The following is a 22,929-nucleotide window of genomic DNA, read 5'->3' as shown; positions in this document are numbered from 1 at the left end:
ATTCATGAGAAACTTCGTTAATTAGTGTCACTGTTTAATTAGTAGAGGCGATCGCCCTTTTTGAAGCGTGGTCGGGGGGATCGCCAATCGGACTAAGCAGTTATCTTGCGTGGTTTTGGCTGGCGCTGGCGGGGAGATTTAGGCAGTGTGGGATTGGTGGATTTGCTAGTTCTGCGCTTTGGTTTAGTCGGTTGTACTTCTTGGGCTTTGGCTGGTGGCAGTAGTTGGAGGGTAGGGAATAAGACTATTGCTGCTGACGCTGGAAGACAGTTCTGAGGGGATTGGGTTTCTAATGTCCAGGGGTCGGGAATTTCCTCAAACTGTGGTGCGATTGCGGGAGTGGGGAGTGGAATTTCCTGTTGTGGAGTAGGAACTTGTTGAAATACGGAAACTGTGGACTGTTCGATAATTGGCGGTTGCCATCCTGCACCTGGTAGTGGTACGACCCACAAACCACCAACGAAATCGAAAACCATCAGTGCGACAACTCCCATAACGACTGCTTGAATCATGAGGTTGAGGGTAGCTTGAATATCCATAATGAGACTCCGAATGTTTGTAATTTTTCTTCAATGTGATGAGGTATTGCAGTTGGGTCTGAAGCGTGTCGTCGCTGCAACCCTCACATAAGCTTTGGCGTAGCCATTTTCAGCTAGTGAGTGCAAAGCGGTTAAAACGGTATGTGAATATCTTCGTCCGCAGAAGAAATGGTATTGGCAATACAAGACTTAGGTTTAACCAAATCGTAATTAGCCTTATGCCAACAGCTATCACTATTGTTATTGTCTGCCCAGGATTGCAACTGATTGAGCAGTTCGGGATGGCTTACAACCACAGCCTTTTCCTCATCAGTCCACACTCTCTGGCTGCCATCCCAAACAGCCTGGAAGATGGAATCAAAGTTGTGATTATTCATATTTTTCCTAAGACGAGCTTTCGTTTAGCTTTGGCGTAGCCGTTGAAAGTTAATTCTACAAAGTGAGTAATTATGTTTACCCAGACTATTGAAATCCTGTTGGCAAAGGCTAAGATCCGAAAAGTTAACAATTGAAATAAGCAATGGCAAGCAAAGAAATCGATGTCAGAGAATACACTGTCAGAGCGCACAAACGCACGATACACACCCGCACGTTCAACTTCGTCTGTAAGCAATGTGAACAGATGACAAGCCGCGAGACATTTGGCCCACGCCCACTGTATTGCGAAACCTGCCGTCCACCTTCGGCTCCCAAGAAGTCTGCCGCCGCACCTCTAAAGAAGGCCAAGCCGAGGGCTAAGGTTTATAAGAGCGATGTGGATTTTCAAAAATAGTTGTGGGGCGATCTCTTATAAAGAGGGTAATTACGCCATCGCATCTGGTGCTAAAGAAATGCTTTTGGTGTGAGAACCAGAAGCATTGAGTTTACGAGTCGTGATGCGTAAAGCCCCCGTCATTCATGCGGGGGATATAAGCGCTGGGGGATGAATTTATTCATCCGTGATGTGGGTCATTTATGTACTCCAAAACTTTCTGAGTGCTGACTTTGCCCGTTGTGTCAAACATGAAAGAGTGAGTCCACAAACTAGGAAGCTTCATTAGTTCTGGAAATTCTTGCCTCAAGTATCTTGATGACCTGCCTTTAAACGCTTTCACTACTTGAGATATTGAGTGATGCGGGTCATATTCTACCAACAAATGAATGTGGTCAGGAGCAATTTCTAGTGCTTTGATAATCCACTTTTTATCATTAGCAACTGACTGAAATATCTCAATACATCGTAGTTTTAATTTTTCGTTGTTATTGAAAACTCTCCTGCGCCTACAGGGTATCCAGACTAAGTGAACAGTAGCTAAACCTATTGAATGGTTGTAATGATTATATGTAGTTTTCATTTGTAGATGAGTGTTGATTATCTACACCAATGATGATATTATAACCACATGAAAACCTTGAAGTTCAAACTGTACCAGCACAAAAGAAATAGATTCCTCAAGCGCATGATTAATGCGAGTGGGGTAATCTACAACCATTGTATTGCCCTACACAAACGCTACTACCGAATGTGGGGCAAACACTTAAGTTGTGCAAAACTTCAAGCTCACATTGCTAAACTGCGGAAGCGTAACCCATTTTGGCAAACTGTAGGATCTCAGGCAGTGCAAGATATCTGTCAACGCATTGAAAAAGCTTACCAATTATTTTTTAAACACAATAAGAAGGGGGTTAGACCACCAGGATTTAAGAAGGTGAAGAAATATAAATCCTTCACCCTAAAACAAGCAGGTTATAAGTTTTTAGGTGGCAACAGAGTAAAAATCGGTAATCGAGTTTATCAATTCTGGAAGTCGAGACAGATAGAGGGAACAGTTAAAACCCTAACTATAAAGCGCACACCGTTAGGTGAGTTGTTCGTGGTTGTGGTAGTTGACGACGGTATTAAGCCAGAAATCGAGATTAAGACGGGTAAAATCGCTGGTTTTGACTTTGGTTTGAAGACATTTCTCACTTGCTCAGACGGCACAAAAATTGATTCTCCTCAGTTTTTCAAACAATCTCTAAACGCTATCACCAAAGCTAGTAGACAACACTCAAAGAAACTCAAAGGTTCGGCTAATCGGAAACGAGCGAGACTTAATCTAGTACGCAAGTACGAAGATATTTCTAATCGCCGTCGTGACTGGTTCTGGAAACTAGCTTATGAGTTAACAGATAAGTTTGATGTTCTCTGCTTTGAAACCTTAAACCTCAAGGGAATGCAACGACGTTGGGGCAGGAAAATATCAGATTTGGCGTTTGGTGAGTTTCTGGAAATTCTAGAATGGGTTGCCAAAAAGAAGAATAAACTGATTGTCTTCATTGATCAGTGGTATCCCAGCACTAAGACCTGTTCTCACTGTGGTCATGTCTTAGAGAGTATTGATTTGTCTGTTCGGTCGTGGAGTTGTCCGTCCTGCCAGTCAGTGAACGAGAGAGACGAAAACGCCTCTAAGGTAATTTGTGCAGTCGGGGCATCGACTGTTGGGTTAGGTGATGTCAGACTGGCTACGCCAGCAATCGCTGTTTGAGCCTAGAATCCCCCGAATTATATTCGGGGGAGTATGTCAAAAGCCTCAATTCCTGAATTAGTTGAGGTGATAACTCAACAAGCAGCAAATGTCCAATTTGATTTTATTATTGGCCGTAATGTTTTAGTTTCTGAGCTTGATAAGTCAAATGCTGTTCAAGAGATAGTAAAAATACTACCCCAAAGAGGAAAGCTGATATTGGCTGAGACTGTACCACGTTTCACTCAAAGATTTTATCGTCTACTAGAAGCTCACCCGGTAGATAGCAAGTTATACAAACGCTTAATGTCAGCAGAAGAAGCAATTTATGATGATGGCTCAGACCCCATGCTCAATTGGGACGTGGATGACTTACGTGACGCTTTTAAATCAGCAGGGCTAGAGGCAGATGTAATTGTTGAGCAAAATTCAACGCAAATGCACATTAGTAGCCATTTTCTGGAACGTTTATTTACAGATAGCAGTAATCGTCCAAGTTACGCACAACGTCTTGGACGAAACTTAACACTAGAGGAACTACAAAAGGTTAAGGCAATATTTGCACAGTATCTGCTGAATCAAACAATTCTTTGGAAAAGTACTATCGCTTTTATTCAAGCGAACAGAATATAAAACCAATTCAGTACTAACTGGCAAAATGACTATGCTCGGAAAGTGGAAGATTATGAAGCACTGGGAATTGGAGAGTATTGGATTGCCGATTACTTGGGACTAGGGGGGAACGCTACATTGCCTCATCTCAAGAACCTGTAATGACTATTTAGCAGCTAGTTGATGGTGTCTATCAAGGAAATCAGTTTAGGGGAACAGAACCAATTATCGATTAAAAGCCTAGCAGTATGTTACTTCTGATTCAGGTTCTCTATCTCAAGCAGTTTTTGTTGTAAAAGTGTTTTAAGTTCCTGAAGCTGTTTATTACTTGCACCTACTAAGGTTTTTTCCGAGATACTATTGATTTTTTGAATAAGAAATTTTACCTCTTTTGATTCAGATTCAGTTTTTGTTATGTATTCAGCTTTAACTTTTTTGATAAGTTCGCGTGTCTCAGGTACTGTAAGATTTTCTGCCAGAACTTTTTGAGTAATTCTAGTTCGCTCTTTTAAAGCCTTTTCTTCAGATGTTTCTAAAGCTTTTGCAGATAATGTTGATAGTGCCAAAGCGTGCGCCCCTTTAAGACCCTTTTGACGAATCGCATTTTTTAAATCAGCAGGTAAGAACAACATCGGTATTAAATTAGATTTGACTGAAGCTGGATTTAAGCCCAACTCCAACAATGATAAAAACAAATTTTGTTCTTCACCTATAATCCCCAGTGATTCTAATCCTTGTTTTTGCTCATCTACATCTAAACTTGTCAATTTTGCCAATTCTTTGATGTTACTATCGCGTTCAATACGTTTGAGTACAGTTGCTAGTGCTGTAGTGATTTCCTCAGAACTTAATGCAGTTGCCTTAATAACCTCTTGAATTACAGCCTCTGCCTTATCCAATGGGTTTAAGTCTTCAAATCCTAAAAACGTAATTAATGATGATTGTGTCAAATCCTTGGGCATAGGTACTACAACAGCCCGAATGGACTTCCATCCTAGTAGCTTTGCCCCTTCAGTACGTAATTGACCGTCTAACAGTATATAACGACCATCTTCTTGAGCTACAAGAATTATAGGTGTAATCTGCCCGTGTTTTTTCAGAAGTCTAGCTTTAGCTTGAATAGACTCTAGAGTTATTGTTTGCCTGGGTTGATGAGGATTAGGATCTATTAATTCAAGCTCAATCTCTACTTCCCCTGAGCTATTTTTAAGTTTTTCCCGTAGTAGTTGTAACTCAGCTTCCAGTTCTGGGGATTGCTTAACCCTCAGTTGTTCTATTTCTGCTTGCAGTTGAGCAATTTTCTTCTCTTGGTCAGTTTTCTGAACTGCACCTTTAAATTTTTCACTTATTTGTGGTAAAGCTCTGGCCATTAATACTCCTTACTTGTTTTTGATCAATTGAATCACATCATCAGCGATTTGCTTAAAATCTTTACAAGCTGGATGTTTATTTCGGTACTTATGCAAAGGTAGCCCATGAGCGCTGGCATTCTTAAATTCATTAGAACTGCGAATTTTTGGATAAAGTTTTATATCTAGTTGTTGGGCAATTTCAGGTAGTTGTGAATGGTACTGCCTGTGCATAGCTACTGTCTCATCGTACATACTAGGTACAAAACCTAGAATCTGAGGCTTAGGTGTTAATTGTAATTCCTCAGATGTATTCATGCACCACTCTACCAATTCTGCTGAACCTGAAATTGCTTTCATCTCAAGTTGTATTGGTACTAAAATATGGGTTGCAGCAGCTAAAGCATTGACGTTAAGCATTCCCAACGTAGCAGGACAGTCTACAATAACTAGATCATGGGGTAAAGAATATTTTTGTAATCTGTCTGCTAACGTATATTCTCCTCTCTTACGAATTACTAACTCATTAGCAATTTCTGCCAGTAATGGATGTCCTTGGCAAACCTCTATTCGGGTTTCATCCCATGATGATGCTAAAGCCCAATCACCTATAAAATCTTTTGATAATACTTTAAACATTGTCTTCTCGGCTTCTGCGGCTTCTAATCCACAAAACACATCAAGCGATCGCTGCGGATCTAAATCTAACAGTGCCACTTTTAACTTACGCCGACTTACTTCATAAGCTAAGTGTACTGATAAAGTACTTTTTCCTACCCCGCCAGCATTTGCTAAAACAGCTATTACTACTTGTGACATTGAAACACCTCAGTATATCAATACTATTTCAGTAACTTAAAACAAGTCTTTTAATCTTTATCTCTTTAGTTTTTGCAATTACTTACATTCGGTTTTATGTCGAATTTTAAAATTCGACAACTTTTGAGCTTGTTATGATTCGCTATCACCCTAACAGATCCGGTGTTGCGTGAGTGATTTTGTCAAGCTATGGGTAAAGAATAAGTACCACGTTTATCATGCTTTTAAAATTTTGAAAAGGGCATATTTTTATTGGGCTACATATAGAGTCTAAATGTATCCCAAAATCATTTATAAATCTTTTGGTTCATTTTGTTACCCATATAGGATATATTTAGGTGGCTTTTAGGTTATTTCTATCGCCATCAATTTTTGTATCATATTTAACATTAATGACAAGTGTTCACGCATTACAAAAAATATTTCCCGCAGGGTTCGATAACGGTTACGGCAATCTCAAACTTTTAGTCGAAGGATTTGATGTCGTTCGTATCCCTAGCTATATTTCTACAGCCGACATGGAAGATGTGCCGGGAAGGGTAGAGTTTGAAGGCAAGGCTTACACAGTTGGCGAATCAGCTTTTCGTGCTGGAACTCATTTTGAGCGCAACACCGATAGCAATGAAAACAAAGTCAAGAATGCACTAACTACTTTGCTGGGAGCATTAGCACATTTGCCACACCGCAAAGCATGGCACTTAAAGATGGTTGTCAGCTTGCATGATGTTGGTTTGGCAGAAGAATTGAAGAAAGTATTAAATGGAGAATATCAGCCGATACTGGCGGGTAAACCATCAGAAGTGAAAGTAGAAGTGCTGAAGGTGATACCTGAAGGAATGGGAGCATTATTCGGACAGCCACTACCCAAAAAATTGACTGTGCTGGACTTCGGCAACGGTACAACTTTATTTTCGCGTTACAACCAGGGTAAACGAGAAGTACATACCCCATACCCAACAGGTGTTGAAGTTCTCATCGACGATATTGCCCAAAAGATGAAGCATCTCAATGGTGGTAAAGTCGGAGATCCAGCCAAAATTCGCTATTGCCTAGAAATGGGGCATACCAAGTATAGTCGGGACATTGACATCAAAGAGATTTACATTGCTTGCCTCAAAGACTGGTACGAAAAATATTTAAAGAAAGCAGTGAATCTGGCGCTTGATGCCAAGCACTCTGGTGATGAACTCTGGGCGATAGGTGGTGGTTGTCTGTTACCGGGATTCACGAAGCTGTTGGAGAAAAACGGTTTCAAAGTCTTGGACAATCCGGTAGAGGCGAATGCTATTGGGCTTCTAGAAATGGCAAAAAGCATTGCAGCCAAAAACTAAGAAGCCAGGTCAGGAGAAAAAATGAAAAACGAACACGACAACACCCCAGAGAGAGTTCGCATCCGAGACAGCTACCGCAAACGTATATTTCTAGAATCGCAAAACCTAGATAAAAGTTACCTGGAAACGCTGTACTTTATAATTGATTGCTATTTCGCCTTCAAGAAAGGTGCATTTCCTCTGCAACTAGGAGGGGTACATACACCAGTTCCACCCCCGGTAACTATCAACCAAAACCAACAACAAGCGCAAGAGCCAGAACCAGCGACCGTTATACCTCAAACATTAGAAAAACCTGATGATGATACATTTACTCTCGATTTTGATTTGTGAAGGATGGTCTTGCTAGTTAGGGGGCGCAACAGTCAAGTTGGAGAAACTGGGTGGGGATGATGCAATGATGGTGCTGCGAACGCTACTCCCTACTCCCCAATTTCTACTGGGGTTCAAGTTGCCGCATGATAAAAACCTGTTTCCTCGTTAAATTCCCACCCCATGCTCGAACTATCTTTCCCCTTGCACCATGCCACGAAAAGCGGTGGTGGCAACTTCGCCGTCTGTTCGCGCAAAGTTTCCACACTGACACCTAAACGAGAGGCTAAACCTTCTGGAGTTAACGGTTTCATGCGCGGAGTAGAAGCTTGAGTATACGAGTTTCTACTGTATGATTTGCCCCGCTGCTTGGGTTGATTGTTCAGATAGGTTTGAATTTTTCTAATCGCATCAGTCAACTGTTCTACACGGGAAGTCATTGATTCAATTTTTTGCTCCAACTCATTCTGTTGGGGATGATATGGTGTTTCAATGCTACTGGACTTGTTCTCAATTTGAGATTCAAGCTCGTCAAGTCGAGAGGAAATAGCTAATATTGTTTCCGAATCACCACTACTGAGATTGTCAGTTAAATTTTGGCGTAAGTATTCTGCAACAATCTCTTTTATCCTGGAGTCCAGCCCATTGTTATTCAAATCATGATCAGCAACTGCATCAAGGTTATCCAAGGAACCATCTATGTACATCTCAATAAAATGGGTAAGTGTCGCTGTGGCTGTTGTTCCCTTAGACTGGCAACGAAGGATAAACCTTTCCCACATCCTCTGGTCACAGTTAAAAGATGCTAGTTTTTTCCCCTTGCCAGTGTTGCTCATTTCTAAGTCTAGGTCAACTAAAGCTTATCACTGATAGTTTGTAAAACATTTACCTTTACGCTTACCTTGACAATATCATTTCTGCGGGTCAAACTCTAGAAGAATCCGCTTTCACCCAAACATTGTCATTTTCGTAAAATTCCCCACGCTGCTGTAGCGCAAACCCACCCAGCAATAATCCCAACCATACCTCGACCATCGGCATTTTCAACTTGCGTTGCAATTTCGTTAGAGCTATTTCATCTTTCACATTTACTAAACAATTAGCGATCGCCCCCCGCCACTTATCTACATCTTCATCACCTGCCAGCCGATGGACATCATCCACAGTCTGAATCTCCAGCATTGCCAGCACATTCTCTTTCTCCACAGGTGCGGCTACTGAATCACCACTCTTTACAGGATGAGTAAACTGATGTGTCCCATGTGGTCTAAAGTTTTGCGGTGGCGGTTCTTCAATGAGGTCATCTAAATCTAATTGCATGGTTGTTCTCACCAAACCAGCAAAGATATCTGTGCTGATGACTGGCCCATCAGTGTCCGTTTGTGCGCGGACATCTTCTAACAATAATTGGGCGCGAGTTTTAAGGATATCTGCGATTTGCGAGAATGCAGTGGAGGCGATCGCCAATTGTGCTTCTACTGATAAAGTTTCTAACTCCGTATCTAAACATGACCACACCGCAGCGAGTGAAGAGGTGGGCGGGGCTTCGGATACCTCATCAAGAATGTCCCAGATTGTCAGCTGACGATAAATGGTCATGGTTCAGGGTGCAACGGGCAGGGTCTTACTGGGCAGTGAGTCGGTGCAATCTCGAACATCTCTTTATATTGGTACAGCGTGACATTATATTCTTTAGCAAAAGCCTGTAATACTTTGTCGGTGTACGCTCTAATTTTACCTGCCGTCAGTCCAAAACAATGAATCGGCTCTAGGCGGCAGATTGGCTTTTGTCCCAGCCATAGTTCTGCACCTAAAGCGTGTAAGGGTTTATCGCCTGGCTCCTTGTACAAGTACAGCACGGCAAAATATGTTTCTGGTGGTGCAACAGCGATCGCCTCAATCCCAAGAGAATCATCTTTGTTGCGGTTACGGTAAAACGAACGGCGATTGTGGCACACCTTCGGGTTCCAGCAGTTATCACCTTCTCGCCCATGCAGCACCTTAGCTTTAGCGGAGGGTAGTTTGGCACATAACTGGCATTTGGGGTCTAACGGCTTGGGCATTGCTTACTCCGCTTCAACTTCCCCTATCGCCCGATAATAAGCAGCGATCGCCGCCTCTTGTTCACTACGCAAAGTATAGCGCCGGAACGCCTTCTCGCTTTGATGCCCAGTCAGTTTCCTGGCGTGGCTGGGGTCTACACCTAACAGTAATAGTTCAGTGGCGTATGTATGCCGAAATTGGTGCGGGTGTAAATCTTCGATGCCTGCAAACTCACCTATTTTCTCGACGGCGAAGTATATCCCGTGGTAACTCAAGCGATCTCCCTTGTATGAAGCGTGATGTGAAATCATTAACGGGGTGAGGCTATTAAGTTCTTCACCCTGCTGTTGCCGCGATCGCAAATAAGCCTCTAATACGTCACGGCTTTCTTTCCGCAATGGTACTAAGCGCGGTTCATTCGTTTTGGTATCAGGTAAGAAGAGCAGCTTGCCATCGAAGGAACCAACATTTAGCTGTACAATTTCCCCAGCGCGTAGTCCGTGACTGAGAATGTGGACAAGCGCTGTATCGCGCTCTTTTGTCTCTCCCAACAATTCTAATGCTGACCAAACGCGCTCCATCTGCTCGTCAGTTAGGCTTTGGGCTGGTGGCAGTGGTACTTTCTCTAGCTTTATCCCCAGTGTAGGATTAGTAGTAATTATTTCAGGATATGTGTAGCACATCCAATTAAAAAAGCTTTTAAGTGCGGCAACCCCAGCATTAATACTCGCTTTTGACAGGGGTTTACCTGAATCAGTTTTTACCTCATCCCTCAGATATTCCTTGTATAATCCTAAGTGACGTGGGCGTAGTTCGTGATAGTGCAGTTGCGTCCATCCCAAAAATCGCTTTAGTTCGCGTTCGTATAATTTTCGGCTATTAGGTGCGAGGTTGGTGCTGCGGAGGAACTCCAGTACCTTGATCCAACGTATATCTGTGGGTGCAGCTATTTTTGCTGATCTACTTTTAGATTTTTGAATAGCTAACGGTAATACTTTATCTTCCAGCGATATCAGTTTAATAGGTGGTAAAGAATCTGCATTATAATTCATTATTTATATTTCCTTTTTGATTACTGTATTTTTCTCCAAAACCTAGATTAGTTATCATAAAATTACTTTTCCTTAAACCATTAAGTAAGCAGATGCTCAAGGATATTTTCCCTGACTCATCAATACTTGTCGTTGTAGTAATCTATTAGCGAGATTAAACTGAAGTAACCTTGTTGTTGCTTGACCTACTTGAGATTTTCCCTCTATCCTTACACCCTCAAAATAAAAATGTTCCTCCCAAATTTGACGACGAGGATTATACAACGGCACTATTTCTCCTGTCGTTGAGTCAATTGTCGCAAAATCAGAACCTTTATGACGGTTGCACGTTAAACATGAAAGAGCTAAATTATCTTTTACAGTTTCGCCCCCATGTTTCACTGCAATAATATGATCCACTTCATGGGTATAAATTGAAAAATCTTGATGAATTAAACAATATTCACACCGCTCTGATGCTCTACTGATTACCAGTTTGCGAAGTTCTGTGGAAATTGAAGTACTGCCCATTTTATTTATTTTTTATTTTTCCATAGCACGCGCCTTTAGCAAAATCATTAGATGTTCTAGTTGTTCATAAACATCTAATTGAGCTAGTTCCATTTGACTCAATGACCCACTGCGGTTTTTCTCTAATAACTCTTGTAAATGTATTTGCGCTCTTGCTGAGACTTTAAAACTAATAATTTCTTCTGGCGTTGGACGTTTAATCAAAAAATCCAATACTTCTTGATAAACTTCGGGAATCTCTAGAGTCTGTGTATTTAGTTTAGGCTGCTCTTTGTTTTGTTCTCCACCTATATCTAACAATAGCCAAAGTAATTCGGGCAAGCGACTTTGCAAAGGTTCTAAACGTTGCGCTAGTTCATCCGGTATTTGAATCGTTAATTGTGCCACGTCCTTAACCATGAAATTAGCTGTTTGCTCACATTATGAGTTAGATTACGTTGTAATACAAGACTACAATAAAAAATAAGTGACCCTTATCTTTTATACGATGAAAACTACGATTAAAATACAAGATTTTTCACAACAGCTATTTTCTGTGACTGTTGTCGGTTCGCGGAAAAGATGAAAATTGTCGCAGACTAATTGAAAATGACCTGGTGTAACCCTTATTCTCTCGTAGTACACGGCGATGGCTACGCCCGCCGCAGGCATCGCTACTTACAGAATTATTGCTCCAAAGCCTTATACTGGAATGAGTTGCGCCCTTTTATTCCCATTGGGCGGAAAATTTCAATTAGTCCGCGAATTTGGTAGGAATTTTTCATCTACTCCGCGACAAATTTTCACTTTGTCTGCGACAAGAGGAGCTAGAAACCCTATAACTACGTTGAAAATTTTTCAATTAGTCCGCGAACCGATACTTGACCAACTTTTAAAGTATTATGCCTTTGTCATGGCTTCGGTTGCTAAAGGTGAGTGCTGATATTGTGTTAACAAATCTGCCGGATCATCATAAATGGCGATCGCATCCTTGAGTTGGCTATCATCAAAACCACCGCAACGAAGAGCAATCACCTTAATCCCTGCTTGATTTGCCGAAGTAATATCGTAGGGAGTATCACCCAGCATCACAACCTCAGATGGTTCAATATTCAACCTGTTCAAAGCCACCTCAACAATATCAGGAGCAGGTTTAGAAGCTTCGGCATCGCTGGATGTGGTTGCTTCATCCTGGCTGAGTAGGTCTTCGACTTGTGCAGCTTTTAACAAAACTGACAATTCTTGACTTGAAGCTGAACTGGCAATGATCAGATGCAAACCTAGAGACTGCATCTTCAATATTAATTGCCGCGTACCATTGGTAGGAGCCAAATTTTTGGCAAACTTATTGATAATTAGTTGTTTGCGTTGATCAGCAATTTCCTTTCCTTTTCCTTGTTCATCAGACAACCCCGGCGCAAACTGAGGAATAATTTGGTCGCCTCCCATACCAATCAGTGGACGGACTTGCTCAAACTTGACTTCATAACCAAATTCTGCAAATGCTTCTACCCACGCTTGAGCATGAGCATCATTACTGATAACTAATGTACCATCTACGTCCAAAATCACGCCTTGATAAGCCATTGAGAATCTCTTGATTACTTTAGTGCCTCTAGGCTAATCAAAACTCGCTACTATTACCTCTACCTCAACTGTTACGCCCATTGACAGAATCATTAGAAAAGAGGCTCTCAAGCGTATTCTCTTTGATATATAAGCTTTTTGCCTCTAATACAACCTGACATTAATTCCTAAAAATTGACAAATAATTCTTTAAGAGACACCCTTGCTTCAGGTTGCATCTAGGTAACGTTCACTGATTGTCTAGGTCAGTTACGACTGCAACCATGCTCATCTCCGGCTAAAAAACAGTGGCACTTTTTGGCTACATTCTGGTGAGCGCGACAGAATTAATATTTTATCGCTTGAAGGTTTGCTTTACTCGGCTTGATGTATGAATTGAGCCAGTAGAATATTTTTTCTTTGTGGTATATAGGTATTGTATGGGTAAGTAATTTTGTTTTTAAATAAGCTTTTAAGCTAATTTTACCTAGATGCACTTTTGATTTAAAATATTGTATATTTTTAGACTAAATTAGTTAACCAAATTTTGTGTCAAGGTAATATCTAGGTAATGTCTAGGTAAAACAAAACTAGAGGCATTTAAGTCATCACTGTGGCAGAATTATTAGCCAGTTTTCAACAATTACTGTCAAATCACTCGGTTTTTTGGGTCTTGTGCAATTAAATTTATGCTCTAGCTCCTCAAATTCTAGTTTTAAATAATTACTGTCCCCTTCACTTATAAAAACGAGCCTCATTATCTACCAGAATTTTTCAGTTAAATCGTAAAATGCTCCCCTAGCAAACGTTTTAACCATAATTTAGATTAGGCTCATTCATACTAGAGCGATGGCGTAACGCAAAAGCATAGCTGATCTCCCCGTAAGATAAGCCTAAAAGTCAATAGTCTATTGAAACTTTCAAAAAAAAGGCATCTAATTATTTAAGTTCTATCTGGTTAGTTTTTAGAGAAAAGGCATTTAATTATTTAAAATTATTCCTAAAATATAAGAGCAGCAAAAAGCGTAAACTCCTTGATATATAAGCTTTTTGTCCTCGGTCACAGCAAGACATTAATTCCTTAAAATTGACATAAGCAAGGATTATGAGCGTTTAACAGAAATGACCGAAGCGGCTATATATGCTGTTATGGCTAGAATTATGCTACGTCGTCTTGTCTCCTAAAGATTTACTTTATAAATAATCTCTTAGTCCTTCAGCTTTTATGAAAGGTTAGATGCAGGTTTTAGCATCTATATCAGCACAATGATGTATGTAAAAGTGGATAAAACTGTATTGCAATTTCTATCAAGTTATGCGGAGTTGCAATTTATGCCCCCAGGCTTCAAAGTGAATAGCAGGTGCTACAGCTAACATATGTACCCATCGGGGGAAGCAAGGAAAAGCCAATGATTAATCAATTTTATTTCCAGTGGTGGTGGCGCTTAGGACTATTCCTGGGCTTAACTTGCACAACAAACCTCAAAGCCTTGGCGCAAGTCACAGCCGACCAAACACTAGGAACACAAGTTACAGATATTGGTTTATATTCTGTAATTCAAGGTGGTACAACAGTTGGCAATACCAACCTATTCCATAGTTTTGGTAGTTTCAACATTCCTAACGGTGGTGCAGCAATTTTTTTAAATGACCCCAATCTGACTAATATCTTTGCACGAGTAACTGGTGGTACACCTTCTGATATTCAAGGATTGATTTACGCTCAAGGTACTACTAATTTATTTTTAATGAATCCAAATGGCATTATTTTTGGAAGAAACGCTCAATTAAATGTTGGGGGTTCTTTTGTAGCGACTACAGCCAATGCAATTCAATTTCCTGGTGGTGCTGAGTTTTCTTTAACTTCATCAGTACCATCAGGTAATACCTTGTTGAGTGTCAATCCTACAGCATTTTTATTTAATCAAATTGCTAATCAAGGCGCAAACTCAATTGAAAACCGTGGTTCTTTACAAGTTTCCGATAATAAAAGTTTAATACTACTTGGAGGTAATGTTGCACCTACACCTGACGCTAGTGGGCAAATTTTGATGGATGGTGGAATCATTGAAGCATTAGGTGGTAGGGTCGAAATTGGTGGATTAACTGCACCTGGCAGCGTCGGGCTTCAGGTTAATGATGATAATTTGAGCTTGGCATTTCCTAATGGTGTGGCTAGAACAGATATTTCATTAATTAATAATTCTAATGTTGCTACTTTTGTTCTCGGTACGGAAGGTGATGATATTGTATTTCATGCTCATAACTTCAATTTATTAAATTTTAGCAGTTTGCAAACATTTTTAATTTCTAATCAAGGTAATCCTGAGACTAAAACTAGTGATATTTCTATTAATGCTACTGGAATAGTTACTATTGCCGAAAGTAGTTTTATTGGCAATGTTTCTTTAGGCTTGGGGAATAGTGGAAATATCAATATTGTTGGTCAATCACTAAAACTTATTAACAGTGGTTGGCTAATTATAAATAGCCAACAAGGTAATTCAGGAATTATTAATGTTATAGTTGATGATACAATTGCTCTTTCTGGAAAAAATGCAGATTTTCCGAGCAGTTTGATTTTCAGCGATGGTGGCATTAATATTCAAGCGCGCAATCTGTCACTCGCAGATGGTTCTTTCATAAATAGTGTCAGCATACGAAATTTGTTACTTGCAGATGGTGTTTTGACAAATCCTAATAATTTATTTGTAGGTAATTCTGGAGAAATTAAGATTCAAGCTACCGATTACATTAGTTTAAATGAATCAAGTATTACTGCAAGGACTATTGGAGAAGGTAATGCAGGTAATTTATCTATTATTACCAACCGCTTGAGTCTTGATAACAATTCTTCTATAACCTCAGATACTTCTGGAGAAGGTAATGCAGGTAATTTATCTATTATTACCAACCGCTTGAATCTTGATAATAATTCTATTATAACATCTGGTAGTTCTGGTAGTGGAAATGGCTCTAATCTAAATATTAATGCGCGCGACATTTTTCTAAATCAATCTTATATCTCCACAACTTCACTAATGGGGCTAGGTATTTCTAATGTAGGGAATGCTGGAAATATCAATATTCAAACTGAACGAATTACTATAACAAATAGAGGAAGTATTTCTTCTAGCTCTGGAGAACCAGCACCAGGACAAATCATTGGTTCTGGTGGCAATATTAATGTTACAGCTACTGATTTCATTGAAATAGATCCAAAAGGTTTGATAAATGCAAAAGATGCAACAACTGGTTTTGTAGCCAGAACGGGTAGTAGCAGTCGTGCTGGCGATATAACACTGAATACCAAAAATCTGATTGTGAGAGATGGCGGTCAAATTACAGTAGATGCCAGTAATAATTTAGGAGGACAAGCTGGTAATATTACTATCAATGCCTCGGATTCGGTTGAATTAATTAGTTCAAATCTGAATCAAGGCAGTTTAATCTCCACAAGCGTTTTCGCTGTTAATGATAATGTCGTTGCTGTGGGTAAAGGTGGTGAATTAACAATAAATACAGGAAAGTTATTGCTAATAAAGGGGGTTATATCATCGGGAACTGATGGTCAAGGTAATGCAGGTAATATCTTTATTTTTAGCAATGATGAGGTGGTAATTGATAACGGTTGGATCGATAGTAATGTGGGATCTAGTGGAGTTGGAAATGGTGGAGATATTAATATTCAGACACCAAAGCTGACTTTGATTAATGGCGGTCGCATAAGTAGTTCCGTTTTCGGAGCCTTGGAAGACTTACCTGCTGTACAAGGTAAAGGTGGACGTATTCGCATTAATGCTACAAATGCAGTAAACATCTCAGGACTTAATGCTGATGGTATTACAAGTGCAATATTAACTGAAACTCAAAAGGGAGCATTTGGTCAGGGAGGCGATATCATAGTCAACACAGATTACTTCCGTCTAGCAGACAAAGCTACGATATCATCAGCGACAGGCAATTCTAGTAATGCAGGTAATGTTACTATCAATGCCCGTGTGGTTGAGGTATTAAATGGGGGAGTTTTAGTGACAGGAACTATGAGCAGTGGTAAAGCGGGTGATATTACGATTAATGCTACAGATAACATTACTATTTTTAGCAACACTGGCTTAACTGCTTTGTTAGCAGGTACTACTTCTAGTGGAGGTGGTGGGAATATATCCTTATTTACAACAGACTTTAATTTATCCGCCACTAACTCTAATCTTCCTTATCCCATCGCGGTTGCCACAAGCAGTCTGGGAGAAGGTGTTGCAGGGGATATCAATATTGTAGCCACAGGTAATTTTAATGCGAATAATGGTTTAGTAAGTGCCAGCTCCGAACAATCCGGTGGAGGTCATATTAACATCAATGCTAGAAACATCCGCTTGCGGAATAACAGCGATATCCGTACTGATTTATCAGGTGGTAATGGTAAAGGCGGTGATATTTCCCTCACAGCAGATATCATCATCGCTTTAGAAGATAGCGATATTCTCGCCTTTGCACCAGAGGGGCAAGGCGGCGATATTAGATTTAACACTCGTGCTGTGTTTAGTGATTCTCTCTATAGCCCTAGACAAACAACATCTGATAGAAATAGCCTCCAGTCATTGAGTAATAATAATCGCTCAGACATTAATGCCACTGGTACAGTCTCAGGTAATATTATCGGTGTGCCTGATATAAGTTTTATCCAAAACGGCCTGACAGAATTAGAAAACAATCCCATTGATACTAACGCCCTAATTGCTAATAGTTGCATTGCTCGCAGCCCTAAGCAAGAAGGCACTTTTATTATTACCGGCACTGGTAGTTTACCTCATCGTCCTGGTGAGGCGGCGGCTTCTAGTTATCCTACAGGTGATGTGCAGAGTGTGACTAATAACAGTGCAGCGAGTTCATGGAAAAAAGGCGAGCTGATTGTGGAACCTCAAGGGGTGTATCGGCTAGCCAATGGAGATTTAGTAATGAGTCGTGAATGTCTCTGATATCCTTAAAACGTCTTTTCTCGCCCACTCACGCTCAAACCAATCCTTCACAGCAGATTTGACTTGTGCCGACTCTGGTTTCCTACTTTCTTTACAAGCTGCCACAAATAAAGCTGTGACTTTACCCCCTGCGTGACCAAATTTTGAACCACGTTATGGTTCAAAAATATGTTTCGCCAAAAATTGAGTGATAAAGCGATGCCTGCGGCGGGCTGCGCCTACGTCTGGAATCTGAATTTTTATTTCTCTCTCATCGCGGTACGGTACAAATGAACTATTTGACTAGGTTCCTTGCTGTAATTAAGTTTTGAGTTTTTTGAACTCCATTTATAGCTTTGAACTATATGTTGTCCTAGTACAGAGTGAAGTATTTCGTAACCGTTTGGCTAAAATTATCGTTCAAATCACAAAGTTGCTGAAGCTCAAAAAACAGGACGCATCCGAATAAATTTTCTCCCCTACTTACTTACCAAACACCAAACCCTATGTAAAAAAAGTTACAATAATTATTTTATAATTAGCGACTTTATGAAGTTTTTGTTTTGAGTTAAGAGAATAAATAATAGTCACTGATAGTAATTAGTACAAATATACTAAAATAAAATTACTCACAAGTTTATAATAGTGTGCGGCATTTTTAACAATCAATGTCCACTCTACCCACAGCACAACAATCATCAGTACAACCCCACTACGAAACCATCACCGGAGTAGTCGAGCGCCTGACTTTCCACTCAGAGGAGTCAGGCTACACAGTCGCACGCCTAACCCGCTCCCGCAGTACCGACCTGACCACCATCGTCGGCAGCTTCGCTAACATCCAACCAGGGCAAACGCTTCAGCTAACTGGTTTCTGGAAGGATCACCCCCAGTACGGGCCACAGTTTAATGTCACTAACTACCACGAAACCAAACCTGCAACCCTCACAGGGATTGAGAAATACCTGGGCAGTGGACTAATCAAAGGAGTCGGGCCTGTCACAGCAAGACGCATTGTTGCACATTTCGGTTTAGAAACCCTCGACATCATTGAAAACCAAATTGACCGCCTCATCGAAGTACAAGGTATCGCCAAGAAGCGCATCAAGCTAATCAAGAATGCCTGGGAGACGCAAAAAGCCATCAAAGAGGTGATGGTGTTCTTGCAAACCCACGGCGTATCGACTACCTATGCAGTCAAAATTTACAAGCAATATCAGGATCAGGCGATCGCCACCGTCACCGCGAACCCGTACCAGCTTGCCACCGACATCTACGGTATCGGCTTTCTCACAGCCGACAAGATTGCGAGAAACCTGGGCGTACCAACAAGCTCAGAGTTTCGATACAGTGCTGGAATCATCCACGCATTGAGTGAAGCTGCTGAGGATGGTCACTGTTATCTCCCCCAGCCGGAACTAATCGAAAAAGTTATCAAACTACTAACAACAGATGACCACCAGCCAACAGAGGATGCGATCGCGGACATCATCAAAGATATGTCAACCAAGGAAGAACTGATCAGGGAATTTGTCAGGGACAGCTACGGAGAAAAATTATTACTCTGTTATAAGCCGAGCTTCTTCCACACAGAACAAAACTTAGCACAGTTGATATCTCGACGGTTACGCCAACAAGTCAAACAAGACATCCCCCGTGTCCGTACATGGCTAGATCGCTTTATGTCCAGCCGCAAGATTGAGCTATCACCCCAACAGCAGAAAGCAGTGGAGATGGCAGCGTACTCACCCGTAATGGTTCTGACTGGTGGCCCTGGCGTGGGCAAAACTTTCACGACACACACGATTGTCTCATTGTGGAAAGCGATGAGCAAAAGCATCGCCTTGGCTGCACCAACTGGGAGAGCCGCACAACGATTATCGGAAATGACAGGACTTGAAGCGAAAACCATTCACCGCTTGCTGGAGTTTGACCCTAAAACTATGGGATTTAAGCGGGATAACGAAAATCCCTTACCCTTCAGTGCCATTATTGCTGATGAAGCTTCGATGCTGGATCTGTTTCTGGCACATTCCCTAGTGAAAGCAGTAGCACAAGGAGCGCAACTATTACTGGTGGGAGACATCGACCAATTACCCTCAGTTGGCCCTGGTAAAGTGTTAGCAGATTTGATTACCTCGCTGCAAGTCCCGGTGGTCAAGCTAACGCAAGTATTTCGCCAAGCCCAGCAAAGTGCGATTGTCACGGCAGCGCATCAAATCAACCAGGGTGACTATCCAAATATAGAACCAATCTCAGATAATCCGCAGTCGGACTGCTTGTGGCATGGTGGTGGCCACAGTCCTGAACACGGAGTCCAAGCAATCTGCGAATTGGTAGGCGAGTTTATCCCCCGGCTGGGCTTCAATCCCTCGACTGATGTGCAGGTGCTATCCCCGATGTCGCGGGGGTTAGTCGGGACGCGAAATCTTAATGCTGTTTTACAGCAGCTGATCAATCCGCCTGCACAGGGGAAAGTCGAGATTAACCGGGGTGGGATGGTTTTGCGGGAGGGCGATCGCGTAATTCAACAAATGAATGACTATGACCGTGAGGTGTTCAATGGAGATTTGGGGACTATTCTGAGTATCGACACGGAGGAACAAGAGGTTACGGTTGAGTATGGTGGTCGGGCTGTGGTTTATGATTATGCTGATTTGAACGAGATAACGCTGGCATTTAGTATCTCTGTGCATAAAAGCCAGGGCGGAGAGTTTCCGGTGGTGATATTTCCACTTTTCATGCAACACTATGTCATGCTTTCGCGGAATTTGTTTTACACTGGTTTAACTCGCGCAAGGAAGTTGGCGATTGTGGTTGGCTCTAAGAAGGCGATCGCTCTGGCTGTGCGAACTACAGATGACCAGCAGAGGTACACGCGGTTGTGGCAGAGGTTGTTACAGTCGATGGGATGAGATGAATATATAGGAATCCTATTTGATTTTTGAAAAATTTCAGTACCTCAATCCCTGCTTCTCTGCTGTCCCCTATCTCTTATTCCCTGTCTACGCAAATAAAATAAAACCCTTGCAGCAAAAGCCTTTGGCAATGTTCGACAGACGTTCTGTCTAGCATCCAATCCCTACCATCCAACCCAAGGTCTAGAACAGTTGGGATGAAATTCCACTGTAATCTCAAACGCTTTCTATCTAAAAATATTTCAATTTGGCAGGTATTATCAAACACTATACTTAATATAGACGCTTAAATTGCTCATGCAAATTGTGTGTTGCAGCCTCGCCAAATGAGTCTTTAGCTAGAGCAAAACTGTGAAAGTCTTTTGGTCGCCATTCACTTTGTGGAACCTCTTCGAGATAATAGAAGTAATCCCAGAGAATAGCTTCCCAACTTGTGCATCGTACTAACTTTCCGCCAAGAGTGCCATTCGGTTCTAGTGGGCAAGTTCCTGGAGGCAATCCCTCTAACTCGTAATCGTCGGCAATCCGAACGCACGGTTCACAGTCGAGAAGAATACCCTGACTCTGAGCCAAAAAACCATAAGAGGTTTGCTCGGTGATAACACAGCCGAAAGCGTGCAGCAAGCAGAGAAATTCAGCGTGGCGATCGCCTGGATAAGCAATATCAATATCTTCATGTTCCCGTGTGATCCGATGTAATTTCGCATCAATAGCCCACCCGCCCTGCAACCACAGGGGCAGATTAATTTTGTCTGATGCCGCAAATAACTGATGTATCAACTCAATGTGCAGATCATTCATCATCATGCTAGTTTCTAAGGTTGCCAGGGTGAGGGGATAGACATAGGCAATTCGCAATTCGCAATTCGCAGTTATTACTTTCAAAGTAAAAGTGGAGAATTAAATACTGGTGTTATTTTCATCTTCTCAAAAATAACTTAAAGAACCAGTTGTATTGACATTTCCCCTGTGTTTCAACCTATGCGTTACCCACATCTTTCTTTACAATCTTAAAACCCTTGTTCTATAAGCATCTTAATGACTGAAACTTTAAGTCTACTTGACAAATCATCATTTATTCTTCTCGCTAAAACAGGGGTTTTATTGAGAATGAAAAACGAACGAATCAGGGTTCTAGAGACGTGAGTTAATACTCTCGAAATGTTAAGAAAGATGTGGGTAATGGATAGCTCTTTAGAGCGGGGAGTGTCAAACAGTGATGCGACTGTTCCACTGCGCTCTAGTGATTTGCCAGTTTACCTCGCTCCAACCTCGTTGGGACATCCATCTCGAACCCGGACGGATAGTAACTACTTCTGCTCCGCTCCACTTTGCCAACCGAGCGATCCGCACATTTGCACTAACTGTGGAACCAGAGATGACATTTAGCCCTAGTTCCCTGAATCCGAAGTCAAGCAGGGCGCTCCCAACCTCGATCGCATAAGCATATCGTCCCCAATAATCTGGTGCAAGTTCAATTCCTAGCTCCATTTCACCTGCATCAAACCCTCTTCCCCTCAGTCCGCAACAGCCAACAAGTGCGTAAGGTTCACGCCGTTGAACAATCGCCAGTTGGTAATTAAGTCGAGGCTGCTCACAAGCCCATGTGCAAAATGTTTCAAACAAACGTGCTGAATTTTCGGGACTAGCTTGGTTAGATTCAGAAAATATTTGACTGCGTGGATCGGCTTGATAGTTTAAAAATGGCAATCGATCTAATTCAACGAAATCACGCAGCAAAAATCTCTTGGTTACTATTTTCATATCAATATTTATAAACATGGTAGATAAATTTTTGGCTACCACCATACGATTAGCTTTTAACAAACAATCAGCCCAAATAGTTAAAGTAACTAGCGTCCAGACTCGAATAAGTGTCACCTTGGACAATGGCAATCAGTTCAATTGTTGCACTATCAGGGATAGTCAGATAAATGCCGATGCCGGATGTTAAGCCATCACCAGATGATATGGTTAGTTCTAGAAACATCATATCAACTAAAAAGTAAAGACTAAAGTATCTAACCGCAATTATGCGTAATTACTTCAGATAACTAATTAACAAGTGTAGTGAGAACACGGTTTTATCAAATTGTGCTTTTCGGTAAAACTACACTATACAAGCGATAAAGGTGCATATATGGCTGATTTTACAATATCTGATATCCGCATAAACCAGCAGTTAAATATTCAACCTTTAAAAAAGGCAGTATCAGCAACAGAAGACGAATTAGTGTTATTAGCAGAAGAATTAACCCAAGTAGCGATTCCGGTAGAAGTATTGTTACGAGTTCTGAAGATTGCCAATTATGATAAAAAAGCGGCTTTTGACTATGCTGAACAATATTTAGATAAATCTAAAAATCCTAGACGGATTGTGTTAAATTCTCGTACTAAGTCTTGTCTGAAGTGGAGTTTGAGAAGAATAGTTAAATTAGGAAAATAGTGTTGATAA

The 22,929-nt window shown here is 41.2% G+C and carries 23 protein-coding genes and 1 pseudogene; 9 read left to right on the top strand and 15 right to left on the bottom strand.

What is annotated here, in order from left to right; all coding sequences use genetic code 11:
* Nucleotides 1-92: 92 nt before the first annotated feature.
* Nucleotides 93-539 carry a hypothetical protein gene (locus tag ACN222_RS27265; protein WP_010999648.1) on the bottom strand — a complete coding sequence of 149 codons (447 nt, stop codon included), beginning with the start codon at nucleotides 537-539 and terminating at the stop codon, nucleotides 93-95.
* 131 nt (nucleotides 540-670) lie between these two features.
* Nucleotides 671-916: a hypothetical protein gene (locus tag ACN222_RS27260; protein ID WP_010999647.1), complete on the bottom strand. Its 246-nt coding sequence runs from the start codon at nucleotides 914-916 to the stop codon at nucleotides 671-673.
* Between the two features lie 143 nt (nucleotides 917-1,059).
* Here ACN222_RS27260 and ACN222_RS27255 point away from each other — a divergent pair, with 143 nt between their 5' ends.
* Nucleotides 1,060-1,311, top strand: a complete 252-nt coding sequence (locus ACN222_RS27255) for a hypothetical protein (RefSeq protein WP_044523594.1) — start codon at nucleotides 1,060-1,062, stop codon at nucleotides 1,309-1,311.
* Nucleotides 1,312-1,471: 160 nt separating this feature from the next.
* Here the strand turns inward: ACN222_RS27255 and tnpA are convergent, their stop codons facing one another.
* Nucleotides 1,472-1,873, bottom strand: coding sequence for an IS200/IS605-like element ISNsp3 family transposase (gene tnpA, locus ACN222_RS27250; protein ID WP_010999646.1), 402 nt, complete (start codon nucleotides 1,871-1,873; stop codon nucleotides 1,472-1,474).
* A gap of 48 nt (nucleotides 1,874-1,921) precedes the next feature.
* On the opposite strand from tnpA, the gene ACN222_RS27245 reads away from it, so the two are divergent.
* The 3 genes and pseudogenes from ACN222_RS27245 to ACN222_RS27235 form a co-directional block, all read left to right on the top strand.
* Nucleotides 1,922-3,046 carry an RNA-guided endonuclease InsQ/TnpB family protein gene (locus ACN222_RS27245; RefSeq protein WP_010999645.1) on the top strand — a complete coding sequence of 375 codons (1,125 nt, stop codon included), beginning with the start codon at nucleotides 1,922-1,924 and terminating at the stop codon, nucleotides 3,044-3,046.
* 33 nt (nucleotides 3,047-3,079) lie between these two features.
* Nucleotides 3,080-3,658: a hypothetical protein gene (locus ACN222_RS27240; protein ID WP_010999644.1), complete on the top strand. Its 579-nt coding sequence runs from the start codon at nucleotides 3,080-3,082 to the stop codon at nucleotides 3,656-3,658.
* A 9-nt stretch (nucleotides 3,659-3,667) separates the two neighbouring features.
* Nucleotides 3,668-3,807: pseudogene (locus ACN222_RS27235) on the top strand (Uma2 family endonuclease); the annotation flags it as partial.
* Nucleotides 3,808-3,888: 81 nt separating this feature from the next.
* On the opposite strand, the gene ACN222_RS27230 reads toward ACN222_RS27235, so the two are convergent.
* On the bottom strand, nucleotides 3,889-5,007 hold the full coding sequence (locus tag ACN222_RS27230) for a ParB/RepB/Spo0J family partition protein (RefSeq protein ID WP_010999643.1): 1,119 nt from the start codon (nucleotides 5,005-5,007) through the stop codon (nucleotides 3,889-3,891).
* 9 nt (nucleotides 5,008-5,016) lie between these two features.
* The gene (locus tag ACN222_RS27225) at nucleotides 5,017-5,805 is read right to left on the bottom strand and encodes a ParA family protein (RefSeq protein WP_010999642.1); all 789 of its coding nucleotides are present in this window, start codon (nucleotides 5,803-5,805) and stop codon (nucleotides 5,017-5,019) included.
* A 392-nt stretch (nucleotides 5,806-6,197) separates the two neighbouring features.
* Between ACN222_RS27225 and ACN222_RS27220 the strand changes: the two genes are divergently transcribed.
* Together ACN222_RS27220 and ACN222_RS27215 are read left to right on the top strand one after the other, a co-directional pair.
* Nucleotides 6,198-7,136: a ParM/StbA family protein gene (locus ACN222_RS27220; RefSeq protein ID WP_044523592.1), complete on the top strand. Its 939-nt coding sequence runs from the start codon at nucleotides 6,198-6,200 to the stop codon at nucleotides 7,134-7,136.
* A gap of 21 nt (nucleotides 7,137-7,157) precedes the next feature.
* Nucleotides 7,158-7,469: a hypothetical protein gene (locus ACN222_RS27215; protein WP_010999640.1), complete on the top strand. Its 312-nt coding sequence runs from the start codon at nucleotides 7,158-7,160 to the stop codon at nucleotides 7,467-7,469.
* 113 nt (nucleotides 7,470-7,582) lie between these two features.
* Here the strand turns inward: ACN222_RS27215 and ACN222_RS27210 are convergent, their stop codons facing one another.
* From ACN222_RS27210 to ACN222_RS27180, 7 genes are all read right to left on the bottom strand, one after another.
* On the bottom strand, nucleotides 7,583-8,284 hold the full coding sequence (locus tag ACN222_RS27210; protein WP_126987714.1) for a hypothetical protein: 702 nt from the start codon (nucleotides 8,282-8,284) through the stop codon (nucleotides 7,583-7,585).
* Between the two features lie 88 nt (nucleotides 8,285-8,372).
* Nucleotides 8,373-9,047, bottom strand: a complete 675-nt coding sequence (locus ACN222_RS27205) for a hypothetical protein (protein ID WP_010999638.1) — start codon at nucleotides 9,045-9,047, stop codon at nucleotides 8,373-8,375.
* On the bottom strand, nucleotides 9,044-9,511 hold the full coding sequence (locus tag ACN222_RS27200; RefSeq protein ID WP_010999637.1) for a hypothetical protein: 468 nt from the start codon (nucleotides 9,509-9,511) through the stop codon (nucleotides 9,044-9,046). Before ACN222_RS27200 ends, ACN222_RS27205 begins: the two co-directional genes overlap by 4 nt.
* Before the next feature lie 3 nt (nucleotides 9,512-9,514).
* Complete coding sequence (locus ACN222_RS27195) at nucleotides 9,515-10,543, bottom strand: tyrosine-type recombinase/integrase (RefSeq protein WP_010999636.1); 1,029 nt, start codon at nucleotides 10,541-10,543, stop codon at nucleotides 9,515-9,517.
* Between the two features lie 96 nt (nucleotides 10,544-10,639).
* Nucleotides 10,640-11,053 (bottom strand): HNH endonuclease, encoded by a 414-nt coding sequence (locus tag ACN222_RS27190; protein WP_010999635.1) that lies wholly within the window; start codon nucleotides 11,051-11,053, stop codon nucleotides 10,640-10,642.
* A 12-nt stretch (nucleotides 11,054-11,065) separates the two neighbouring features.
* On the bottom strand, nucleotides 11,066-11,452 hold the full coding sequence (locus ACN222_RS27185; RefSeq protein ID WP_010999634.1) for a hypothetical protein: 387 nt from the start codon (nucleotides 11,450-11,452) through the stop codon (nucleotides 11,066-11,068).
* 480 nt (nucleotides 11,453-11,932) lie between these two features.
* Nucleotides 11,933-12,619 carry an HAD family hydrolase gene (locus ACN222_RS27180; RefSeq protein WP_010999633.1) on the bottom strand — a complete coding sequence of 229 codons (687 nt, stop codon included), beginning with the start codon at nucleotides 12,617-12,619 and terminating at the stop codon, nucleotides 11,933-11,935.
* Nucleotides 12,620-14,007: 1,388 nt separating this feature from the next.
* On the opposite strand from ACN222_RS27180, the gene ACN222_RS27175 reads away from it, so the two are divergent.
* Both ACN222_RS27175 and ACN222_RS27170 read left to right on the top strand, forming a co-directional pair.
* Nucleotides 14,008-17,577, top strand: coding sequence for a filamentous hemagglutinin N-terminal domain-containing protein (locus tag ACN222_RS27175; protein ID WP_044523588.1), 3,570 nt, complete (start codon nucleotides 14,008-14,010; stop codon nucleotides 17,575-17,577).
* A gap of 647 nt (nucleotides 17,578-18,224) precedes the next feature.
* A complete protein-coding gene (locus ACN222_RS27170) occupies nucleotides 18,225-20,471 on the top strand; it encodes an ATP-dependent RecD-like DNA helicase (protein WP_010999631.1) in 2,247 nt (748 codons plus the stop codon).
* 276 nt (nucleotides 20,472-20,747) lie between these two features.
* On the opposite strand, the gene ACN222_RS27165 is transcribed toward ACN222_RS27170, so the two are convergent.
* The 3 genes from ACN222_RS27165 to ACN222_RS27155 all read right to left on the bottom strand — a co-directional run bounded on the left by ACN222_RS27165 (nucleotide 20,748) and on the right by ACN222_RS27155 (nucleotide 22,467).
* The gene (locus ACN222_RS27165; RefSeq protein ID WP_149028808.1) at nucleotides 20,748-21,332 is read right to left on the bottom strand and encodes a nucleotidyltransferase domain-containing protein; all 585 of its coding nucleotides are present in this window, start codon (nucleotides 21,330-21,332) and stop codon (nucleotides 20,748-20,750) included.
* Nucleotides 21,333-21,683: 351 nt separating this feature from the next.
* A complete protein-coding gene (locus ACN222_RS27160) occupies nucleotides 21,684-22,238 on the bottom strand; it encodes a GNAT family N-acetyltransferase (protein ID WP_044523708.1) in 555 nt (184 codons plus the stop codon).
* 67 nt (nucleotides 22,239-22,305) lie between these two features.
* Complete coding sequence (locus ACN222_RS27155; protein WP_010999627.1) at nucleotides 22,306-22,467, bottom strand: hypothetical protein; 162 nt, start codon at nucleotides 22,465-22,467, stop codon at nucleotides 22,306-22,308.
* A gap of 147 nt (nucleotides 22,468-22,614) precedes the next feature.
* On the opposite strand from ACN222_RS27155, the gene ACN222_RS27150 reads away from it, so the two are divergent.
* Complete coding sequence (locus tag ACN222_RS27150; RefSeq protein ID WP_010999626.1) at nucleotides 22,615-22,920, top strand: hypothetical protein; 306 nt, start codon at nucleotides 22,615-22,617, stop codon at nucleotides 22,918-22,920.
* Nucleotides 22,921-22,929 lie beyond the last annotated feature (9 nt).

The organism is Anabaena sp. FACHB-595 (assembly GCF_048568275.1).
GTDB lineage: Bacteria > Cyanobacteriota > Cyanobacteriia > Cyanobacteriales > Nostocaceae > Trichormus.
Note: the sequence above shows the minus strand (reverse complement) of the source record. Positions and strands in the feature narration are given on the sequence as shown.